Source organism: Janthinobacterium sp. HH104 (assembly GCF_001758715.1).
Classification (GTDB): domain Bacteria; phylum Pseudomonadota; class Gammaproteobacteria; order Burkholderiales; family Burkholderiaceae_D; genus Janthinobacterium; species Janthinobacterium aestuarii.
Window position 1 is genome coordinate 112472 of the sequence record NZ_LRIB01000030.1, and the last position, 20130, is coordinate 132601.

Sequence of the window (20130 nt, forward strand, 5' to 3'; positions counted from 1 at the left end):
ATTACTATGGCTTGGACACGTGATGAAATGGCCGCGCGCGCGGCAAAGGAATTGCAGGATGGCTTTTATGTGAACCTGGGCATCGGCTTGCCGACCCTGGTCGCCAACTATGTGCCGGACAACATCGAAGTATTCCTGCAGTCGGAAAACGGGTTATTGGGCATCGGTCCGTTTCCCACGGAAGCCGAAGTCGATGCCGACCTGATCAACGCCGGCAAGCAGACGGTGACGGCCTTGCCAGGCGCCGCCTACTTCAGCTCGGCTGATTCGTTTGGCATGATCCGCGGCGGCAAGATCAACCTGGCCATCCTGGGCGCCATGCAAGTGTCGGAAAAGGGCGACCTGGCGAACTGGATGATCCCAGGCAAGATGGTCAAGGGCATGGGCGGCGCGATGGACCTCGTCGCCGGCGTCAAGCGCGTTGTCGTGCTGATGGAACACGTGGCCACGGCCAAGGATGGCACGACGTCGCACAAGCTGCTGAAACAGTGCGACTTGCCGCTGACGGGCGTGGGCGTGGTCGACGTCATCATCAGCGACCTGGGCGTGATCGACGTGACGGAAAACGGTCTGAAGCTGGTGGAACTGGCGCCGGGCGTGACCAAGGAGCAGGTGCAGGCGGCCACGGGCGCGGAACTGGACGTCTCCGCCGTGTAAGCCAGGCGTAGCGTCGTATCGAAGCAGGGCGGACAGCGATGTCCGCCCTTTTTTATGCGCTTGCCTTGCCGCGCAATGCGTCCAGGCTGTAGGCGCCAGCGCCCGCTGCCGCGAAGTACAGGAAAGTGAAGCAATACATCACGGCCATTTCGCCGCCGTTCAGGATCGGCAGGAAACCGGCCGGCGCGTGCGCCATGAAATAGGCGGCCGCCATCTGGCCCGACAGGATGAAGGCGACGGGGCGCGTGAACAGGCCCACCAGCAGCAAGGTGCCGCCGACCAGCTCGATGACGCCGGCCGCGCCCATCACGGAAAACAGTTGCAAGCCGTCGAACATGGCCACGTGCGGCGCGCCGAACAGCTTGGCCGTGCCGTGTTGCAGGAAGAGAAAGCCGAGGATGATGCGCAGCACGCCCAGCAGGCGTGGGCTCCAGGTGGCGTAAAAGGCGGGCGAGAGGGACATGCGTGCTCCATTCAAAAGTGAGGATGGTTCGGTGTCAGGCTTGCATTAACGCAATGTCATTATGCGGGAGCTTGACGGCGAACAGGTGACAGTACTGTAATAGTTTTTCATTCATTGATCATCGTAATAAATATTGATGCATGATTTACTGTATGTTGATGATGCGAGAATCCCACGCGCAATGAAAAAAGCCCCGCAGATCGCTCTGCGGGGCTTTCAATGGTGAGTAGTACGGCTTACTTGACGATATTTACGGCCGGGGCGACATACGCGTCGTCCGTCGGGTGGGTGGGGTGGGCCAGCTCGCTATGCAGCTTGTCCATGTCCAGTTCTTTTTCCCATTTCGACACGACGATGGTGGCCACGCCGTTGCCGACGAAATTCGTCAGCGCGCGGCATTCGCTCATGAAGCGGTCGATGCCCAGGATCAGCGCCATGCCGGCCACAGGGATCGTCGGCACCACGGCCAGGGTCGCGGCCAGGGTGATGAAGCCGGCGCCTGTGATGCCGGATGCGCCTTTCGAGGTCAGCATCGCCACGCCCAGGATGGTCAGTTCCTGCCAGATGGTCAGTTCCGTGTTGGTCGCTTGCGCCACGAACAGGGCGGCCATGGTCATGTAGATATTGGTGCCGTCCAGGTTGAACGAGTAGCCGGTAGGCACGACCAGGCCGACGACTGGCTTGGAGCAGCCCAGGCGCTCAAGTTTTTTCATCAGGGCCGGCAGGGCCGATTCCGACGAGCTGGTACCGAGCACGATCAGCAGTTCTTCCTTGATGTACAGCAGGAAGCGGCCGATCGAGAAGCCCGTGTACTTGGCGATCAGGCCCAGCACGACGAAGACGAACAGGAAGCAGGTCAGGTAGAACGAGCCCATCAGTTTAGCCAGCGGAATCAGCGAAGCCAGGCCGTATTTACCGATGGTAAAGGCCATCGCACCGAACGCGCCGATGGGAGCGACTTTCATGATGATGTTGACCATGCCGAAGATGGCATGCGACAGTTCGTCGATCAGCTTGGTGACCGGACGGCCGCGCTCGCCCAGCAGGGACAGCGAAAAGCCGAACAGGATGGCGATCAGCAGCACTTGCAGGATGTCGCCCTTGGCGAAAGCGTCGACGAAGGTCTTCGGGATGATGTTCATCACGAAGTCGATGGTCGACATGCCTTCGGCATGCGTGTATTGCGCGATCGACTTGGCGTCGAGGTGGGCCGGATCGGCGTTGAAGCCGGCGCCCGGTTTGAGGATGTTAGCAACCAGCAAGCCGATGGCCAGCGCGAAGGTGGAGACCACTTCAAAGTACAGCAGCGCCTTGCCGCCCACTCGGCCGATTTTCTTGACGTCCTGCATGCCGGCGATGCCGGAGACCACGGTACAGAAGATCACCGGGGCGATGATCATCTTGATCAGTTTGATAAAGCCGTCACCCAGCGGTTTCATGTCGACGGCGTTCGAGGGGTAGAACACCCCCAGCAGCACGCCGGCCACGATGGCGAACAGCACCTGTACGTACAGGATTTTATAGAATGGTTTTTTCACGAGTGGTCTCCTCTTGCGGGTTGATGCTGCGATCATCCGCGCATTGCCAGGCCGGCTCAATTGTGGATAACCGCAGATATGCATTTTCGCTATATCGGGTATTGCGCCATGGCGAGCGTGCCAGTAGTGTGCTGCGGCGCAGCATTTCAGCCGCGCGCTTGGAGCATTGCCCGCGCTGCGCTACACTGCCGTAGCGTCGCGCGCGAGGCAACCGGCAAATCGCAGGTTTCTTTGTTTTTTACTACCAAATAACGACGCCGGACAAAACCGTAGCTCCGGTGTTATAAGGAATCGCATGATCGAAGCGAGCATCAAATCCGTGCAATGCATCTCCCCCGCAGGCTTGCATACCATGTCGTACAAGGAGTGGGGCGCTGCCGATAATCCGAACGTGCTCGTTTGCGCCCACGGCGTGACGCGCGTGGCGGACGACTTCGACAACCTGGCGCGCGCCATGGCCAGCGATTACCGCGTGATCTGCCCCGACGTGGTGGGCCGCGGGCGCTCGGGCTGGCTGGCCAATCCCCAGTTCTACCGCGTGCCGCAATATGTGAGCGACATGGTGACCCTGCTGGCGCGCGTGCTGGCCAATGGCGAGCGCCAGACGGTGGACTGGTTCGGCACGTCGATGGGCGGCTTGATCGGCCTGGGCCTGGCATCGCTGCCGCACAGCCCGATCAGCAAGCTGGTCCTGAACGATATCGGCCCGACCCTGGCGCCCGAAGCCTTGCAGCGCATCGGCGACTACATCGGCCAGGACTTGCGTTTCGAGACGTTCGAGCAGGGCGCCAAGTTCGTGCGCGACGTGTCCGCCAGCTTCGGCCCGCACACGGATGCGGAATGGCATAAACTGGCGGTGGATGTGTTGCGGCAAGATAAGGATGGCCACTGGCGCCGCCACTATGATATGGGACTGGCCATGCCGTTCCGCTCGGCCACGCCGGAATCGGCGGCCAGCGACGAAGCCATGCTGTGGGCCGCATATGATGCCGTGCGCTGCCCCACCTTGCTGGTGCGCGGCTCGGAATCCGATCTGCTGTCGCACGAAACGGCCACGCGCATGCTCGGTCGCGGCCCGAAGGCGGAGCTGGTGGAAATCGCCGGCGTGGGCCATGCGCCCACTTTCGTCCACGACGACCAGATCGCCATCGCGCGCAAGTTTTTTCTGGGCAAGTAATACAAGCAATACCGCTGTACAGATTTTGAAACAACCGAAAGAAGAAGCATGGAAATTACACGACTGCATGTAGGCAAACGCCTCTCCGAAGTAGCGATACACAACAACACCATCTATCTGGCTGGCCAGATCGCCGAAGACACCACGCAAGGCATCGTCGGCCAGACGCGCGAAGTGCTGGGCCACGTCGACCGTTTGCTGATGGAAGCGGGCAGCGACAAGACTTGCATCCTGTCGTGCCAGATCTACATCGCCGACATGAAGGATTTCCCCGGCATGAATGAAGTGTGGGATGACTGGGTCGCCTCCGGCCACACGCCGCCGCGCGCCACGGTGGAAGCGAAGCTGGCCAATCCGGCATGCCTGGTTGAAATCGTCGTCATCGCTGCAGAACGTTAAGTTTTCAAGTTGTTCAGTCATCAAGTTTAAAGGTAATACATGGTTTCCATCTCGGCCCCGAATAGCGCCACATCGGAACAACTGGTAGAGGGCTTGAGTGCGCCGGACTGCGCGCGCGTGCTGGACGCGCTCGCGTATGCCACCCAAGCGTATGGCGACAAGCAGACCTTTGCCGGCCGCTCCGCGCTGGAGTTCGCCATCGGCGTGGCCACCACCCTGGCTTTCCTGCGCAGCGATGCGGAAACGCGCATCGCCGGCCTGATGTTCGAGCTGACCCTGCTGGAACCCGATACGGCGGCCGACATCGAACCCCGCTTCGGCAAGCAGGTGTGCGATCTGGCCACCGGCGTGCGCCAGCTGATTCGCTTGCGCGCGCTGACCCAGGCGCAGCACGGCAGCGCTGGCGGGCGAGGCAAGAATGCGGCGCAGCAAGCCGTGGCCCAGGTGGAAACCTTGCGCAAGATGTTGCTGGCGATGGCTTCCGACATGCGTGTCGTGCTGGTGCGCCTGGCCGCCTGCGTGACGACCTTGCGTTACTTTGCCGACTTGAAGCTGTTCAACGAAATGACGTGTGAATACGGCAAGGAAACCCTGGACCTGTACGCGCCGCTGGCCAACCGCCTCGGTATCTGGCAGCTGAAGTGGGAACTGGAAGACTTGTCGTTCCGCTTCATCGAACCGGAAGCGTATAAACGCATCGCCAAGATGCTGGAAGAAAAGCGCATGATGCGCGAGGGCTTCGTGTCCTCGGCGATCTTGCGCCTGCAGACGGAACTGGCTTCGGCCGGTATCCAGGCGGAAGTATTTGGCCGCCCGAAACACATTTACAGCATCTGGAACAAGATGCGCGGCAAGGAGCTCGATTTTACGGCCCTGTACGACGTGCGGGCCTTCCGCGTCATCGTTGCCGACGTGAAAACCTGCTACACGGTGCTGGGCGTGGTCCACAATATCTGGACCCCCATCCCGAAAGAATTCGACGATTACATTTCGCGGCCGAAACCGAACGGTTACCAGTCGCTGCACACGGTGGTGACGGCCGAGGATGGCCGTCCGCTGGAAGTGCAAATCCGCACCAATGAAATGCACAGCTTTGCCGAATACGGCGTGGCCGCGCACTGGCGCTACAAGGAAGAGGGCGGCTCGAATTTTGCCGGCCAAAAATACGACGAAAAGATCGCCTGGCTGCGCCAGCTGCTGGCCTGGAAAACGGAGGTGGCCGACGCCGTCGTAGGTCAGGAAGAAATCCAGCGCGAATGGGTGGAAAAGCTCAAGTCCGCCACCCTGGACGACCGCATCTTCGTCATGACGCCGCAAGCGCGCGTGCTGGAATTGCCCGTGGGCGCGACGCCCGTCGATTTTGCCTATCACCTGCACACGGACGTGGGCCACCGCTGCCGCGGCGCCAAGGTCGACGGCATCATGGTGCCCCTGAATACCCAGCTGAAAAACGGCCAGACCTGCGAAATCATCACGGCCAAAGGCGCGCCGGGCACGGCCGGACCGTCGCGCGACTGGCTCAGCGCCGGCTACGCCGTCAGCACGCGCACGCGCTCGAAAATCCGCGCCTGGTTCCACGCGATCGACATGCAGGAAACCCTGGCCCACGGCCGCGCGCTGGTGGAAAAATCGTTGCAGCGCGAAGGCAAGACGGCCGTCAATCTGGAAGCGCTGGCGCAAAAGCTGGGCTTTGCGAAAGTCGACGAGCTGTTCCTGTCGGTGGGCAAGGATGAATTCAGCCTGCGCCACGTGGAGCAGGCGCTGCACGACAATGGCGAAGTGGTGGTGCCGGAAGACGCCGTGCTGGTCGGCAAGAGCCGCGCTTCCAGCGTGGAACAGGGCGCCAAGTCCGGCGTGCTGGTGGTGGGCACCGAAGGCTTGATGACCGTGCTGGCCAAGTGCTGCAAGCCGGCGCCGCCGGACAGCATCGTCGGTTTTGTCACACGCGGCAAGGGCGTGTCGATCCACCGCGCCACCTGCAAGAACTTCGAGGAAATGCGCGCCAAGTCGCCCGAGCGCGTGATCTTCACGGAATGGGGCAGCACGGGCGGACACGACACGGTGTATCCGGTTGACATCTTCATCCTGGCCGGTGACCGTCAGGGCTTGCTGCGCGACATCTCCGAAATCTTTTCGCGCGAAAAGATCAACGTCATCGGCGTCAACACCCAAAGCGCCAAGGGCCAGGCCCGCATGACCTTTACGGCCGAGATCAGTTCGACGGCGCAGTTGCTGAAGGCGCTGAATGTGATCAAGGATGTGAGCGGTGTTCTTGAGGCAAGGCGCAGTTAGTCTTGTTGAACCCCAAGTACAGAAGCTGGGGTCAGACCCGGCGGGTCTGACCCCGGTCCTTGCTAGTGGGTTTTGTCTCCCGCATGTAGTCCCGCCATTGTGGCCGTCTCCGGCTGCAGAGTGATGTGGTCTATCCCATGCTTACTCAATAACATCTTCTTGATCGCCCGCAATACCTTCGGCCAATGGTCGAGGTGTTCGATTTCCACGTGGCCGATCAGGGCTGGCTGGCCGGGCGACATGTCCCATACGTGCAGGTCGTGCACGGAAATCACGCCGTCCACCTGCTCCACGTCCGCGCCCACCTGGACGTAGTCGATGTGCATGGGCACGCCTTCCATCAGGAAGTGATACGACTCTTTCAATACCCCGAACGTGGATTTCAGGATCAGCAGGGACACCAGCACGGACAGCAGCGGGTCGATCTGCATCCAGCCCGTGAAGTAAATCACGGCGCCGGCCACGATGGCGGCGACCGAGCCCAGCAAATCGCCCATCACGTGCACGAGGGCGGCGCGCGTGTTCACGCTTTGCTTGTCTTTCGACAAGACCCACGCCACCACCAGGTTGATCGCCAGGCCGATGAAGGCGACGATGAAGACCATGCCGCCTTGCACGGTTTGTGGGGCGGAAAAGCGCAGCACGGCTTCATAGCAGATCCAGCCCACGACGCACAGCATGGCCAGGCCGTTGACGAAGGCGGCCAGCGCTTCGGCGCGGCCAAAGCCGAACGAGTGGCGCGGCGAGGGAGGGCGTCGCGCGATCAGCTGTGCCAGCAGGGCCAGGCCCAGCGCGGCCGCGTCCGTGACCATGTGGCCCGCGTCGGAAATCAGGGCCAGCGAATTGGACAGGAAACCGGCGATGACCTCGATGCCGGCAAACGACAGGGTCAGCCCCAGCGCCCACGCGAGGATGCTCTGGCTGCGCCCCTCGAACGAGTGGGTGTGCTTGGCGTCGCCTTTCAGGTGGGCGTGCAAATGGGTGGCGTCGTGTTCGGTGTTGTCGTGCGTGGGATGCATGGAATGCTTTGTGGAATGATCTTGCCGTCAGTTTAATTGAAAAGCAACAAAATAGTCGGCGCGTAAAAAAACCTGCAGGCCGCGAGGCACTGCAGGTTTTACCTGGAGCAAATAATTTTACTGTACCGCCGTCTCGCCAAATTTCCCTTCGCGGAAATCCTCTACGGCCTGGAACACTTCCGCCTGGGTATTCATGACGAACGGGCCGTACTGCGCGATCGGTTCATTCAAGGGCTGGCCGGCGACGAGGATCACGCGGCCGCCTTCGGGCGCCTCGATGCGCACGCCGTCGCTGCCCGGCGTGTTGGCAAAGATCGCCATGCGCAGGGTGGGCACGGCCTTGCCGTCGACCTGCACTTCGCCACGAAACGTGTAGATGAAAGCATTATGGCCTGGCGGCAAGGGTTGCTCGAAGCTGGCACCGGCCGGCAAGTCGATATCGAGGTACAACGGTTCCGTCAGTTCGCGCTGCACGGCGCCCGTCACGCCATGGCTCTCGCCGGCGATCACTTGCACGGCCACGCCAGCGTCCGTCGTGTAGCGGGGAATCTCGCTGCTCGTGAAATCGCGGTACCACGGCGTGCGCATCTTGTCGCGCGCGGGCAGGTTCAGCCACAACTGAAAACCTTCCATCACGCCTTCTTCCTGCTCCGGCATTTCCGAGTGGATCACGCCGCTGCCGGCCGTCATCCATTGCACGCCGCCCGAGGTCAGCAAGCCTTCGTTGCCCGCGCTGTCCTTGTGGCGCATGCGCCCCGTGATCATGTACGAGACCGTTTCAAAGCCGCGGTGCGGATGCTCGGGGAAGCCGGCGATATAGTCGTTCGGCTTGTCGCTGGCAAAGTTATCAAGCATCAAAAACGGGTCGAGACGGCGCTGCAGCTGCTGCGTCAGCACGCGGTTGATCTTCACGCCGGCGCCATCCATGACGGCCTGGCCGGCGATCACGCGCTCGACGGCGCGTGGCTTGTTGACGGTGGTGGTATCGCTCATTGTGTTCTCCTGTTTGGGGTCAGACCCGCCGGAACTCGGCGTCCCCGTCTGACCCCTTGTTGCGGCAGTCAGCTATTACACCAGGATGGCGTTGATCTCGGCGTCCGCTTGCGCTTGTGCCTTGGCCACGGCTTCCGGACCCATGCCCATGCCTTCCGAATACACATATTGCACGTCGGTCATGCCCAGGAAACCGAACATGGTGTTCAGGTAAGGCACCTGGCTATCGTTGGCGCTGTCGCGGTGCAAGCCGCCGCGGGACAGGCCCACATAGACTTTCTTGCCGCTCAGCAGGCCAACTGGGCCGTTTTCCGTGTACTTGAAGGTGACGTTGGCGCGGGCAATTGCGTCGAACCAGCTTTTCAGTTGCACGGTGATGCCGAAGTTGTACATCGGCGCGCCGATGACGATTACGTCAGCTGCTTGCACTTGCGCAATCAGCGCGTCGTCCAGCGCGATGCGGGCCGCTTGTTCCGGCGTGCGTTTGTCGGCCGGCGTGAACAGCGCTTGCAGGGTCGGTTCGTCGAGCACGGGGTGCGGCGCGGCAGCCAGGTCGCGGCGGACGAGGGCGGCACCAGGGTTGGCCGCTTCTACGCGGGCGACGATGGCGTCAGCCAGGCGGGTCGAGGCGGAACCGGTGCTGCGGGCGCTGGAATTGATTTGCAGGATGTTCATCTTGTTTTCTCCGTTGTGAGGTGTCTTGCGATGGATGAACTATAGCAATTCCAAAATTGATGCGGAAGCCGTTAAAATGGATAACATTAATCCACCAATGGAACAATGAGGTTTTATGGATATCGATCCCGGAGATTTGCTGCTGTTCGCCAGAGTCGTTGAATGCGGCAGTTTCAGTCGTGCCGCCGTGCGCGTGGACTTGCCCAAGTCGACCCTGTCGCGGCGCATCTCGCTGCTGGAAGCGAAGTTGGGTGAACGGCTGCTGCTGCGCACGACGCGCAAGCTGGCGCTGACGGAGTTTGGCGCCAGCCTGCTCGAGCATGCGCGCAAGGTAGTGGAAGAAACGGAGGCGGCCGGCGCCCTGGCGCAGCACCGCCAGGCGGGGCCCAGCGGCTTGCTGCGCATTTCCATGCCGGCCGACTTTGGTGACACCCTGATGCGCCAGGTGCTGGCCGAGTTCGTGCGCCGCTATCCTGCCATTTCGCTGGAGCTGGACTTGTCGGCGCGCCGCGTGGATTTGCTGGAAGAAAATTTCGACCTGGCCATCCGCATGGGCAATTTGCCCGACGACGCCAGCCTGTCCGCGCGCCGCGTGGCCTTCAGTACGCTCGCCTTGTATGCCTCGCCGCAATACACGAGTGTGCATGGCTTGCCCGAGCATCCCGACGATCTGTACGGTCATGATTTGCTCAGCTTGCCGCGCGCCGTGCATGGCCTCGTGCATTGGACTTTGATCCGCGGCAAGACCACGTGGGAGCGCGATCTGCCCGTGCGCCTGCTGGCCAATTCGCCGGAGTTGCTGGTGCGCATGGCGTGCACGGGCGTGGGCATCGCGGCCAGCACGGACCGCTTTGCCAAGGCTTATGTGGCGACGGGGGAATTGGTGCGCGTGCTGCCGGAGTGGAGTTTTCCGCTGGTCACGGGCTGGGCCGTGTTTCCCGGCCGGCGTTTGATGCCGGCCAAGACGCGCGCGTTTCTCGATCTAATGGAGGAGATGTATCGCACGGACGCACCCGTATAGGCGCGCGTCCGGATGCCTTACTTGGGCAGGTTGCCCATGACTTCGCCCAGCTGCACGGGGCCGGCCGGTTGCCAGTTGGCGTTGAATTGCACGGTGTCTTTCGGGAACAGCATGACGACGGTGGAACCGAGCAGGAAGCGGCCCAGTTCTTCGCCCTGTTTCAGCACGACATTGTCGTTCGCATAGCTCCAGTCGCGGATATCACCGGTGCGGGGCGGGTTGACGACGCCGTGCCAGACGGTGGCCATGCTGCCGACGATGGTGGCGCCGACCAGGGTCATGACGAAGGGGCCGTTGGCCGTGTCGAATACGCAGACGACGCGCTCGTTGCGGGCGAACAGGCCGGGGATGCCGCGCGCCGTCGTCGGGTTGACGGAAAACAGTTCACCGGGTACATAGATCATGCGCGTCAAGCGGCCGTCGCACGGCATGTGGATGCGGTGGTAGTCGCGCGGGCTCAGGTACAGATTGGCGAAGCTGCCGTGTTCGAACTGGGCCGCCAGGGACGCATCGCCGCCGACCAGGGCCGTGGTGCTGAAGTTATGGCCCTTGGCCTGGAAGATCTGGTCCTTGTCGATCGTGCCGAACTGGCTGATGCGGCCATCGACGGGGCAGATGTAGTCGGCCTGGGCCAGCGGACGGGCATCGGGGCGCAGCGCGCGCGTGAAAAAGTCGTTGAAGCTCGTGTAGTGCGTGATGTCCGGGTCCAGCGCCTCATCCATGTTGACGTTGTAGCGACCGACGAACCAGCGGATCAAACGCGTGGTCATGGCGCCGCCTTTGGCGCCGGCGATCCGGCCGGCAAAGTTGGTCAACGCTCCTTTTGGAAGCAGATATTGAGGCAGGACGGCAAGACGGTCAGACACGATGGGAAGCCTTTGACGGGATGATGGGAACAATGGTGAAAACGCATTATAGCGGCGATGTGGCGCGCAATGATATGCGCCGTATGCAAGGGTGCGTATCGCAGTCCGACGCCGAATTTAATTTGCTGTAAGAAATATTTTCGGGAAACTGCGCCACTCGGAAAAAATTGCAGCACAATACGGCGGCCTGTTTTTTAGCTTTTAGCCATTTTTATTCAGCCAACTTTTTTCAGCCAGGTCATGATGCCACGCCGTTGCCTCCGCCTTACCGTCCTTTGTTCAGCCGTTTTACTTGCCTGGAATGCCCAGGCCCAGCAATCTGAAGCGCCAGCCGACACGGCCGCTGCCGCCACCACTGCGCCGCCGAAGGCTGAAAAGCCCGCCGCACCGGCCATGCAAACCGTCGAAGTCAAGGGCAGCGGCTACGATCCGCGCCGCGACGATACGGCCAGCAAGATGGTCGTGGGCAGCGAGGAAATCCTCAAGTATGGCGACACGAATGTCACCGACGTGCTCAAACGCTTGCCCGGCATTACCGTCTCCGGCGCGGCCGGACGCTCGGGCGGCGAAATCCGCATGCGCGGGCTGGGCAGCGGCTACACGCAGATACTACTCAACGGTGAGCGGGCGCCGGCCGGTTTCTCGCTCGACACCCTGTCGCCGGACGTGATCGAACGCATCGAGATTCTGCATGCGGCCAGCGCCGAATACAGCACGCAGTCGATCGCCGGCACCATCAATGTGGTGCTCAAGAAAGCCGTGAAGACGGCGCAGCGCGAGCTCAAGCTGGGCGTGCAGGGCAGCGACGTGAGCTTCTCGCCCAGCGTCAACGTGCAGCTGTCTGACCGCGACGGCAATTTTTCGTATTCGCTGGCCGGCTCGCTGTTCCGCTACGACTACCATTACGACAATCCCGGCCTGGAACTGGGCTACGCGCCCGATGGCCGGCAAAACCTGCTGCGCCGCACGAATGGCACGGGTGACGGCCGTCCGGAAGGCATCAATCTGTCGCCGCGCCTGAACTGGGTGCTGGCCAATGGCGACAATGTGACGGCGCAATTCTTTTTCAATGGCGGGCGCTCGAATCACCGCAATTTCAGCCGGGCCGAAACGGAGCAGGGCGTGCGCCCCGACTACGACACCAATACGGGCAGCTCAAGCAACCACAACGCCTTCGGCCGCAGCGACCTGACGTGGATGCACAAGCTGGCTGCTGGCGCCAAACTGGAACTGAAAATCGGCGCCTCGGCCGCACGCAATACGTCCGACAGCCTGCAGCAAGGCTTTGTCGACGGCAGCGGCTTGGCGCTCGAGCGCAAGGTGGGCGTGAAGGCGACGGAAAACGGCGTCAGTTCGACGGGCAAATATTCGTCGCCCTTGCTGCCCGGCCATGCATTGTCGATGGGCTGGGACGGCGCCTACACGGAGCGCGACGAAACGCGCCGGCAGCGCGAAGCGGCCCTGGCTGCCTTGGGCGCGCGTCCGCCCGTCAACAGCGACGAAGGTTTCGACGCCACCATCAAGCGCCTGGCCCTGTACGTGCAGGATGACTGGGAAATCACGCCGCGCTGGTCGATGTATGCGGGCGTGCGCTGGGAAGGTATCGATACGCGCAGCGCGGGCGATACCTATGACGAAGTGAACCAGCGCACCAGCGTGTGGAGCCCGCTGCTGCAAACCCTGTGGAAGCTGCCCGATACCAAGGGCGACCAGCTACGTTTGGCCCTGACGCGCACCTACAAGGCGCAGCCCACGGCGAGCCTGATTCCGCGCCGCAATACCTCGACCAACAATAGCCAGACGGACCCCGACCGCGAAGGCAATCCCTACCTGAAACCGGAGCTGGCGCTGGGCATCGACGCCTCGTACGAGCACTACTGGGCCGAAGGCGCCTTGCTCAGCGCGCGCGCCTCGGCGCGCCGTATCGATGGCTATACGCGCCAGGGCTTGCTGTTCATCAATGACCGTTGGGTATCGACGCCCGTCAACGATGGCCGCGCCAATACTCAGACATTGGAACTGGAAGCGAAGTTCCCGCTGCGTGCCGTGATGGCCGCGCCCGTGCCAGCCATCGACTTGCGCGCCAGCATCAGCCGCAACTGGTCGCAGGTGGACAAGGTGCCGGGACCGAACAACCGGCTCGACCAGCAAACCCCCGTCAGCGGCAACTTCGGCCTCGACTACAAGACGCCGGACGGCGTGCTGACGACGGGTGGCAGCTTCAACTTCCGCAATGGCGGCCCCGTGCGCATCACCGAGCGCCAGAGCGCCTACACCTCGCCGCGGCGCGACGTCGACATATATGCGCTGTGGAAATTCGATGCAAAGAACCAGCTGCGTCTGGCCGTGTCGAACTTGCTGGCGCAAGACTTCGAAAGCACCACCACGTATGCGGACGCCAGTGGCACGATAGCGCGCAACAGCATTTCGCCGAGTTCGCCGCAGGCGCGCGCGACCCTGGAAATGAAGTTCTGAGCGCGCTATTTCTATACTGAAAACCCCGGCCGGCATCCCCGCTGGCCTATAATCTCGGCAATTGCGCGCACGGCCTGTCCGTGCGCGCCACCTTTTCATTTGCCAAGATTGCTTTCCCCATGACGTTTTCCTCCCTCGGCCTGATCGATCCCCTGGTCCGCAAACTTGACGAGCTCGGCTATGCCAAGCCCACGCCCGTGCAGGCGCAAGCGATTCCTGCCGTGCTGGCCGGGCGCGACCTGATGGCCGCCGCCCAGACGGGTACGGGCAAGACGGCCGGTTTCGCCGTGCCGCTGCTGCAGCGCCTGACATTGGAAGGCGTGGTGGCGCCGCAGTGCGTGCGCGTGCTCGTGCTCGTGCCCACGCGCGAACTGGCCGAGCAAGTCTATGCCAGCTTCCGCAGCTATGGCGGCAACTTGCCGCTGCGCAGCTTTGTCGCGTATGGCGGCGTGCCCATCGAGCCGCAGATCAGCAAATTGCGCAAGGGCCTCGACGTGCTGGTGGCCACGCCGGGCCGTTTGCTGGACTTGCAGACGCAGGGCGCCGTCAAGTTCGAGCAAGTGCAAACACTGGTGCTGGACGAGGCCGACCGCATGCTGGACCTGGGCTTCGAGCGCGAGCTCGATATATTGCTGATGACCATGCCCAAGCAGCGCCAGACCCTGCTGTTCTCGGCCACCTTCTCGGACGCCATCCGCGCCATGGCGAAAACCATGTTGAAGGATCCCGTCTCGGTCGAGGTCAGCGCGCGCAACAGCACGGTCAAGGCCGTCAAGCAATCGGTGATCGTGTGCGACAAGAAACGCAAGCCGGAACTGTTTTTGCACTTGCTGAAGAAAAAGCGCTGGGGCCAGGTCCTGGTCTTCGTCAAGACGCGCAAGGGTGTCGAGCTGCTGGTAAACACCTTGCTGGAGCAGGGCGTGCGCGCCGATTCGATTCACGGCGACAAGACGCAGCCGAACCGCCTGCGCGCGCTGGCCCGCTTCAAATCCGCCGAAGTGCAGGTGCTGGTGGCTACCGACGTGGCCGCCCGTGGCCTCGATATCGACCAATTGCCCGTCGTCGTCAATTTCGACTTGCCCACCGTGGCGGAAGACTATATCCACCGCATCGGCCGCACGGGCCGCGCGGGCGCCTCGGGCGAAGCGATCTCGCTCGTCTGCGCCGACGAGGTGGAATTGCTGTCGGCCGTCGAAGCGCTGACGCGGCAAACCCTGAAACGCAATGAGGAAGCCGGTTACGAGGCCGAGCACCGCGTGCCGGGCACGTCCGCCGGTGGCACGATCCAGAAAAAGGCCGTGAAAGTGCTGGCGCCGAAAGCGGCAGAGAGAGCGAAAAAGCGCCGCTTCTACAAATAACCGGGAGGTGCAAAGCGCGCTGCACGGATATGCCATTCGTGCCATCATGCGCCATGACCTCGATACCTTTGTTCCCGCTCAATACGGTGCTGTATCCCGACGGCTATCTGCCCCTGCAGATCTTCGAGGTACGCTATCTGGACATGATACGTCAGTGCATCATGGGCGAGCAGCCGTTCGGCGTGGTGCAACTGCTGGACGGTGCGGAAGTGCGCAAGCCGGGCCAGCAAGAGACCCTGGCGCCCGTGGGCACCCTGGCGCGCGTCGTCGACTGGGCCGCGCCCCTGTCGGGCTTGCTGCAAATCAAATGCATGGGCATGCAGCGCTTCCACATCGTTTCCAGCGAACAGCTGAAGCACGGCTTGTGGATGGCGCAGGTCGACACCTTGGCGCCCGATAAAACCATCCCCATCCCGCAAGAGCAGCAGAACGTGGCCGACGCGCTCGGCGCCCTGATCCGCACCTTGCAGGAGCAAAAGATCCCGCCCGATCAGATGCCCCTGCAGCCGCCATACCGCCTCGACGAGTGCGGCTGGGTGGCGAACCGCTGGTGCGAGCTGCTGTCCCTGAGCGCCATGCAAAAACAACTATTGCTGAGCCAGGACAATCCCGTACTGCGCCTGGAACTGGTGCAGGATATGCTCACGGAAAATGGTCTGCTCGAAGAGTAAAACATCCCAAGCCGCATGTTTGCACAACGTTCTGTTGTGCAATTGCAATCACTATTGAGAAATACTTTACGCTTTGCCGCCGCTGGCATAAGATAATGCCCCTGGGCAAGATTGCCCTGGGCAACATTCAAGAGCACACGACATGGCAAAAGTAAGCGCGGAACAGATCAATGCGGCAATGGAAGCGATGGCCGGCGAAGGCCAGTCCATCACGGTGCGCGCCTTGCGCGAACGGCTGGGCAACGGCGCCTGTCTGGGCACCATCAGCAAGCTATTGCAGCGCCGCAAGGCCGGTGCGCAGCGCCAGATCGCTGCCGCCGCCGAACTGTCGCCCGTGCTGCAGCAAGCCATCCTCGATTATGTAGGACAGGAATTAAGCGCCAGCCACAGCGCGCATGAAGCCGAGATGAACGACAATCAACAGGAATTGATGGACCTGGCCAGCGAGAATGAGCGCCAGCAAGAACTGCTCGACCTGCAGGCGGGCGAGCTGGAAACCTTGCGCGAGGAACTCGAGCGCGAGCGGCAAGTGGCGAACCAGGCCCGCACGGACCTGGCCAAGGCGCAGCTGCGCCTGGAAGGCTTGCCGCGCCTGGAAGAGGCGGCAGAGCAGGCCCGCATGGACCTGGCCAAAGCGCAATTCAAGCTCGAAGGCATCCCCCGTCTGGAAGAGGCCGCCGAAGCGGCGCGCGCGGAACTGATCCAGGCCCAGCTGAAGCTGGAAAGCCTGACACGCGTGGAAACGGAACTGGCGGCCGCGCGCCTGGAACTGGAAGCGGAACGCGAAGAGCTGGGCGAAACGCGCGCCGAGCTGGACGAAGAGCGCACCTTGCGCATCAAGGCGCAGCAGTTCATCGTGGATCCCATCTTCAAAACCCCAGTCTGAGGACGCCTGACCAAACCTGCTGCGCGTCGTCCCTGAGCTGACGCTTCTTATAGTGTTAGTCGGCGCACTGAATCGTGTTACCAGGCGCGGCAAAATAGTTCAGTGATCCGGGCGCGAAAGGGGCAGGCATGGAAACGCTGATCGTCATGGGGGCCTCGGTGGGCGGCGTAAGCGCGCTGTCCACCATCTTCGCCACCTTGCCGGCGGACCTGCCCGCGGCAATCCTGGCCGTCATGCACGTGGGGGCGCGCAACAGCGTGCTGCCCGAGATCCTCGGCAAGACCTCCGCCTTGCCCGTGCGCTTTGCCGAAGAGCGCGAACCCGTGCGCGCGGGACGCATCCTGCTGGCGCCGCCAGACCGGCACATGCTCGTTGCCAACCTGGCCGGCCAGGCGATGGTCGAGCTGACCCGGGGTCCGAAGGAAAACCATACGCGTCCCGCCATCGATCCCCTGTTTCGCAGTGCCGCCGCCGCTTTTGGGCCGAAGGTGGTGGGCGTGGTTCTCAGCGGCTACCTCGACGATGGCACGGCGGGCTTGCAGGCCATCAAGGCCTGCGGCGGCAAGGCGCTGGTGCAGGAGCCGCAGGACGCAGTGGCGCCGTCCATGCCGCAAAGCGCGATCGACCATGCCGGAGTGGACTGGTGCCTGCCGTCCGCCGAGATCGGGCCGGCCCTGCTGGCGCTGGCCAGCGGCGCGCCAGCGCCAGCAGGCGCTGCGCAGTCCTTGCCGCCCGTGCCCCAGTGGGTTGCCGTGGAAAACCGTTTTGCCCGGGGAGTGGGAAATATGGAGCAACTGGAAAAAATTGCCACGCCATCGACGTTCACCTGTCCCGAATGCCAGGGCACGCTGTGGGAGCTGCATGGCCAGAAGCCGCAGCGTTTTCGCTGCCATACGGGTCACAGTTTCACGGCGCAGACGCTTGGCGAGTTGCAGCATGAAAAGGCGGAAGACGCCATCTGGGCCGCTGTCAGGGCGCTGCAGGAAAAAGAAAAACTGTATCTGAACCTGGCCGCCAAGGCCCAGGCCTGGTTGCATCCGGGGACGGCCAGCGAGTATGCAGCCAAGGCGCGCCAGGCAGGCGAGCAGGCCGATATGCTGAAACGGGCCTTGCTGGCTTAAAATAGCGCACTGTCGCGCCATGCCGCGCGGCGCCTGATCGCAAAGAAGGTTTATGTCCGCAGAAAAAAAAGAGCCGCTCCCGCTTGCGGCAGCCCCCGTATTGCCACGTGCACTGCCGCCGAGGCCGCCAGCCGAATTCAGTTCGCCCGAAGCGGCCCTGGCCCGCAAGCAGGCGCGCGAAGACAAGGATGCGCAGGTGCGCGGTGTTACCTCTATCGACACCATGCGCGAGGCCATCAAGCAGGCGGCGCGCGGCTTGCCTGCCATCACCGAGGTGCCGCGCCTGGCCATGCTGGACGCCGCCGCCTTCCGCGCGCGCGCCGCGCAGGGCTTGCCTTTCCTGATGCGCGGACTGGTGCGGCGCTGGCCCTTATCCAAGCTGGAGCCTGACGTTTTGCGCGAGCAGTTCAGCCACGTGCCCGTGCGTGCGCGGGTGGGCGACTACATCAACACGGCCTTTGCGGCCGATCGCGCCATGCAGGATATGTCGATGGGGCAATATCTGGATCTGGTGGCAGAGGGCAAGTATGTGCTGCCGCCCTACCTGGGCAACCTGGAATTACGCGAGCTGAACCGCCTGTGCCACTGGCCCACGTATTTCGACAAGATGGGCCCGCCGCGTTTCTGGGTGGGGCCGGCCGGCACGGTGACGCCCTTGCACTGCGATTACGACGACAATATCTTCGCCCAGGTGTGGGGCCGCAAGCGCATCTTTTTGTCGCCGCCGCACCACGACGCTTTTCTTTATCCTAGCGAAGCGAACGCCATCCTGTTCGGTTCGCCTTTCGACCCGGAAGCCCCCGATTTTCAGCGTTTTCCCCTGGCACGCCAGGCGACGATGATCGAATGCATCGTCGAGCCCGGCGACATGCTGTATGTGCCCGCCGGCTGGTACCACCAGGTGCGTGCGCTGACGTTTTCGCTGTCCTCGAACCGCTGGGCCAGGGCCGTGCCGCTGGCCTTGCATGGGGATACGGCGCTGCGGCGTACCGACGCTTAATCTGATGGCACGATGGCCTTGCCGTCGGCGCGCAGGCGTTTCGGCCGCCACTCGCTGAGGATGCCCGCACAAATGATCAATATCGCGCCGACGATGGCCAGCGCCGGCAGCCGTTCGCCGGCGATACGTCCGATCACGCCAGCCCAGACAGGCTCGCCCGCATAGATCAAGGTCGCCTTGGTGGCGGAGATGCGCTTTTGCGCCCAGTTCATCACATACTGGATCAGCGCGCTGGCGCAGCCCAGGGCCAGCACGCTGAGGATGAACGTCTTGCTGATGACAGGTGGCGCTTCGCCCATGACGGGCATCAGCAGCAGGGCGATCAATGACGCCGTCGCCAGTTGCACGATGGTCACGCGCAAGATGTTCAGCTGCGGCGAGACGCGGCTGATGAGGATGATTTCCAGGGCGATGGCGATGGCGCCCACGGCCGTGATCAGCTCGCCAGTGCCGAAGGCCATGCTCAAGCCATCCGTGCCGGTAAGCAGCAGCAAGCCGACGAACGCCAGCACGACAGCCGCCCACACGGCAGGGTGAGGCCGCTGCTTGAAGACCAGCCACTGCACCAGCGGCACGATGGGGACATAAAAGGCCGTGATGAAGGCCGATTTGCTGCTGGAAATATGCATCAAACCATAGGTCTGCAGCGCGTAGCCGCCAAAGATGCTGACGCCAATGGCCATGCCCGTCAGCAACTCCGCCTTCGTCAAGTGCCGCAACTGGCCCCGGCAAATCAGGGCGCCGATGCTGGCGGCCACGGCAAAGCGGGCGGCCACGAAGGCCAGCGGGCCGCTGACCGTCACGGCATGTTGCACGACGAGAAACGTGCCGCCCCAGATGAAGGTGATGGCGATCAGGGCCAGTTCGGGCAGGCCGAGGGCGGGCGGGAGACTTGCATGTGTTTTCATGGGGCGCTATGCTATGAGCAAAATATTTCCCATCATCATAGGAGCAATATATTGCGCAGTCAAGCCGAGGCCGGTGGTGTGCTGGCACACCTGGCCACCAATCTGCGGCGCTTGCGCCTTGCCGCGGGCCTCAGCCAGGAGGAACTGGGGCGCCAGTCTGGCCTGAGCCGGCGCATGGTCAACGGCGTCGAGGCGGGCAGCACCAATATCAGCCTGGCCAACCTCGACCATGTGGCGGCCGCTTTAAACGTGGCCTTTGTCGACCTCGTCCAGCCGCCGCAGCAGCCGCACGACAGCCTGCGCGTGCTGATGTGGCAAAGCGCATCGCAGGCCAGCCAGGCCGTGCTGCTGGGCGCGGCGCCCGCCAGCCGCCAGGTGGAACTGTGGTCGTGGACCTTGGCACCAGGCGAGCGCTACGATGCGCAAGCCGACCCGGCCGGCTTCAGTGAAATGATCTACGTGCTGGAAGGAACGCTGCAGCTCGTGCTGGCGGCGGAAACCAGGCAACTGGCCACGGGTGAATTTTTTGTCTTCAGCAGCGCGCAAGCGTATGCCTACGTGAATGCGGGCGCGTCGACCTTGCGCTTTACGCGCAATGTGGCCAGCTGACG

At 62.6% G+C, this 20130-nt stretch carries 19 protein-coding genes; 12 read left to right on the forward strand and 7 right to left on the reverse strand.

Annotated elements, in window-relative coordinates; genetic code table 11:
- Positions 1 to 6 precede the first annotated feature (6 nt).
- The gene (locus JAB6_RS12500) at positions 7 to 657 is read left to right on the forward strand and encodes a CoA transferase subunit B (RefSeq protein ID WP_034752390.1); all 651 of its coding nucleotides are present in this window, start codon (positions 7 to 9) and stop codon (positions 655 to 657) included.
- 52 nt (positions 658 to 709) lie between these two features.
- Here the strand turns inward: JAB6_RS12500 and JAB6_RS12505 are convergent, their stop codons facing one another.
- Both JAB6_RS12505 and JAB6_RS12510 read right to left on the reverse strand, forming a co-directional pair.
- On the reverse strand, positions 710 to 1120 hold the full coding sequence (locus JAB6_RS12505) for a DoxX family protein (RefSeq protein WP_070303099.1): 411 nt from the start codon (positions 1118 to 1120) through the stop codon (positions 710 to 712).
- Positions 1121 to 1356: 236 nt separating this feature from the next.
- On the reverse strand, positions 1357 to 2694 hold the full coding sequence (locus JAB6_RS12510; RefSeq protein WP_235194238.1) for a dicarboxylate/amino acid:cation symporter: 1338 nt from the start codon (positions 2692 to 2694) through the stop codon (positions 1357 to 1359).
- Positions 2695 to 2953: 259 nt separating this feature from the next.
- Between JAB6_RS12510 and JAB6_RS12515 the strand changes: the two genes are divergently transcribed.
- Genes JAB6_RS12515 through JAB6_RS12525 form a run of 3 tightly spaced genes read left to right on the forward strand, consistent with a single transcriptional unit; the run spans position 2954 to position 6526 of the window.
- The gene (locus JAB6_RS12515) at positions 2954 to 3835 is read left to right on the forward strand and encodes an alpha/beta fold hydrolase (RefSeq protein WP_070303100.1); all 882 of its coding nucleotides are present in this window, start codon (positions 2954 to 2956) and stop codon (positions 3833 to 3835) included.
- Positions 3836 to 3883: 48 nt separating this feature from the next.
- Positions 3884 to 4234: a RidA family protein gene (locus JAB6_RS12520; protein ID WP_034752339.1), complete on the forward strand. Its 351-nt coding sequence runs from the start codon at positions 3884 to 3886 to the stop codon at positions 4232 to 4234.
- A gap of 39 nt (positions 4235 to 4273) precedes the next feature.
- A complete protein-coding gene (locus JAB6_RS12525; RefSeq protein ID WP_070303101.1) occupies positions 4274 to 6526 on the forward strand; it encodes a bifunctional (p)ppGpp synthetase/guanosine-3',5'-bis(diphosphate) 3'-pyrophosphohydrolase in 2253 nt (750 codons plus the stop codon).
- A gap of 62 nt (positions 6527 to 6588) precedes the next feature.
- Here JAB6_RS12525 and JAB6_RS12530 read toward each other — a convergent pair whose 3' ends face one another.
- From JAB6_RS12530 to JAB6_RS12540, 3 genes are all read right to left on the reverse strand, one after another.
- Positions 6589 to 7545 (reverse strand): cation diffusion facilitator family transporter, encoded by a 957-nt coding sequence (locus tag JAB6_RS12530; protein WP_070303102.1) that lies wholly within the window; start codon positions 7543 to 7545, stop codon positions 6589 to 6591.
- Positions 7546 to 7662: 117 nt separating this feature from the next.
- A complete protein-coding gene (locus JAB6_RS12535) occupies positions 7663 to 8538 on the reverse strand; it encodes a pirin family protein (protein ID WP_070303103.1) in 876 nt (291 codons plus the stop codon).
- Between the two features lie 75 nt (positions 8539 to 8613).
- Entirely contained in the window at positions 8614 to 9213 is a 600-nt protein-coding gene (locus JAB6_RS12540; RefSeq protein ID WP_034752334.1) for an FMN-dependent NADH-azoreductase, read from the reverse strand.
- A 115-nt stretch (positions 9214 to 9328) separates the two neighbouring features.
- Between JAB6_RS12540 and JAB6_RS12545 the strand changes: the two genes are divergently transcribed.
- The gene (locus JAB6_RS12545; RefSeq protein WP_035818083.1) at positions 9329 to 10234 is read left to right on the forward strand and encodes a LysR family transcriptional regulator; all 906 of its coding nucleotides are present in this window, start codon (positions 9329 to 9331) and stop codon (positions 10232 to 10234) included.
- A gap of 17 nt (positions 10235 to 10251) precedes the next feature.
- Here the strand turns inward: JAB6_RS12545 and asd are convergent, their stop codons facing one another.
- Complete coding sequence (gene asd, locus JAB6_RS12550; protein WP_070303104.1) at positions 10252 to 11100, reverse strand: archaetidylserine decarboxylase; 849 nt, start codon at positions 11098 to 11100, stop codon at positions 10252 to 10254.
- 393 nt (positions 11101 to 11493) lie between these two features.
- On the opposite strand from asd, the gene JAB6_RS12555 reads away from it, so the two are divergent.
- From JAB6_RS12555 to JAB6_RS12580, 6 genes are all read left to right on the forward strand, one after another.
- Positions 11494 to 13575, forward strand: coding sequence for a TonB-dependent siderophore receptor (locus tag JAB6_RS12555; protein ID WP_070303105.1), 2082 nt, complete (start codon positions 11494 to 11496; stop codon positions 13573 to 13575).
- 119 nt (positions 13576 to 13694) lie between these two features.
- Positions 13695 to 14933 (forward strand): DEAD/DEAH box helicase, encoded by a 1239-nt coding sequence (locus JAB6_RS12560; protein WP_070303106.1) that lies wholly within the window; start codon positions 13695 to 13697, stop codon positions 14931 to 14933.
- 53 nt (positions 14934 to 14986) lie between these two features.
- Positions 14987 to 15604, forward strand: a complete 618-nt coding sequence (locus JAB6_RS12565) for an LON peptidase substrate-binding domain-containing protein (RefSeq protein ID WP_083292699.1) — start codon at positions 14987 to 14989, stop codon at positions 15602 to 15604.
- Positions 15605 to 15746: 142 nt separating this feature from the next.
- Positions 15747 to 16490, forward strand: coding sequence for a DNA-binding protein (locus JAB6_RS12570; protein ID WP_034752328.1), 744 nt, complete (start codon positions 15747 to 15749; stop codon positions 16488 to 16490).
- A gap of 128 nt (positions 16491 to 16618) precedes the next feature.
- Positions 16619 to 17611 (forward strand): chemotaxis protein CheB, encoded by a 993-nt coding sequence (locus JAB6_RS12575; RefSeq protein WP_070303108.1) that lies wholly within the window; start codon positions 16619 to 16621, stop codon positions 17609 to 17611.
- A gap of 52 nt (positions 17612 to 17663) precedes the next feature.
- On the forward strand, positions 17664 to 18611 hold the full coding sequence (locus JAB6_RS12580; RefSeq protein WP_070303109.1) for a cupin-like domain-containing protein: 948 nt from the start codon (positions 17664 to 17666) through the stop codon (positions 18609 to 18611).
- On the opposite strand, the gene JAB6_RS12585 is transcribed toward JAB6_RS12580, so the two are convergent.
- Positions 18608 to 19519: a DMT family transporter gene (locus JAB6_RS12585; RefSeq protein WP_070303110.1), complete on the reverse strand. Its 912-nt coding sequence runs from the start codon at positions 19517 to 19519 to the stop codon at positions 18608 to 18610. The genes JAB6_RS12580 and JAB6_RS12585 overlap by 4 nt on opposite strands.
- Before the next feature lie 51 nt (positions 19520 to 19570).
- Between JAB6_RS12585 and JAB6_RS12590 the strand changes: the two genes are divergently transcribed.
- On the forward strand, positions 19571 to 20128 hold the full coding sequence (locus tag JAB6_RS12590; RefSeq protein ID WP_175444539.1) for a helix-turn-helix domain-containing protein: 558 nt from the start codon (positions 19571 to 19573) through the stop codon (positions 20126 to 20128).
- Positions 20129 to 20130 lie beyond the last annotated feature (2 nt).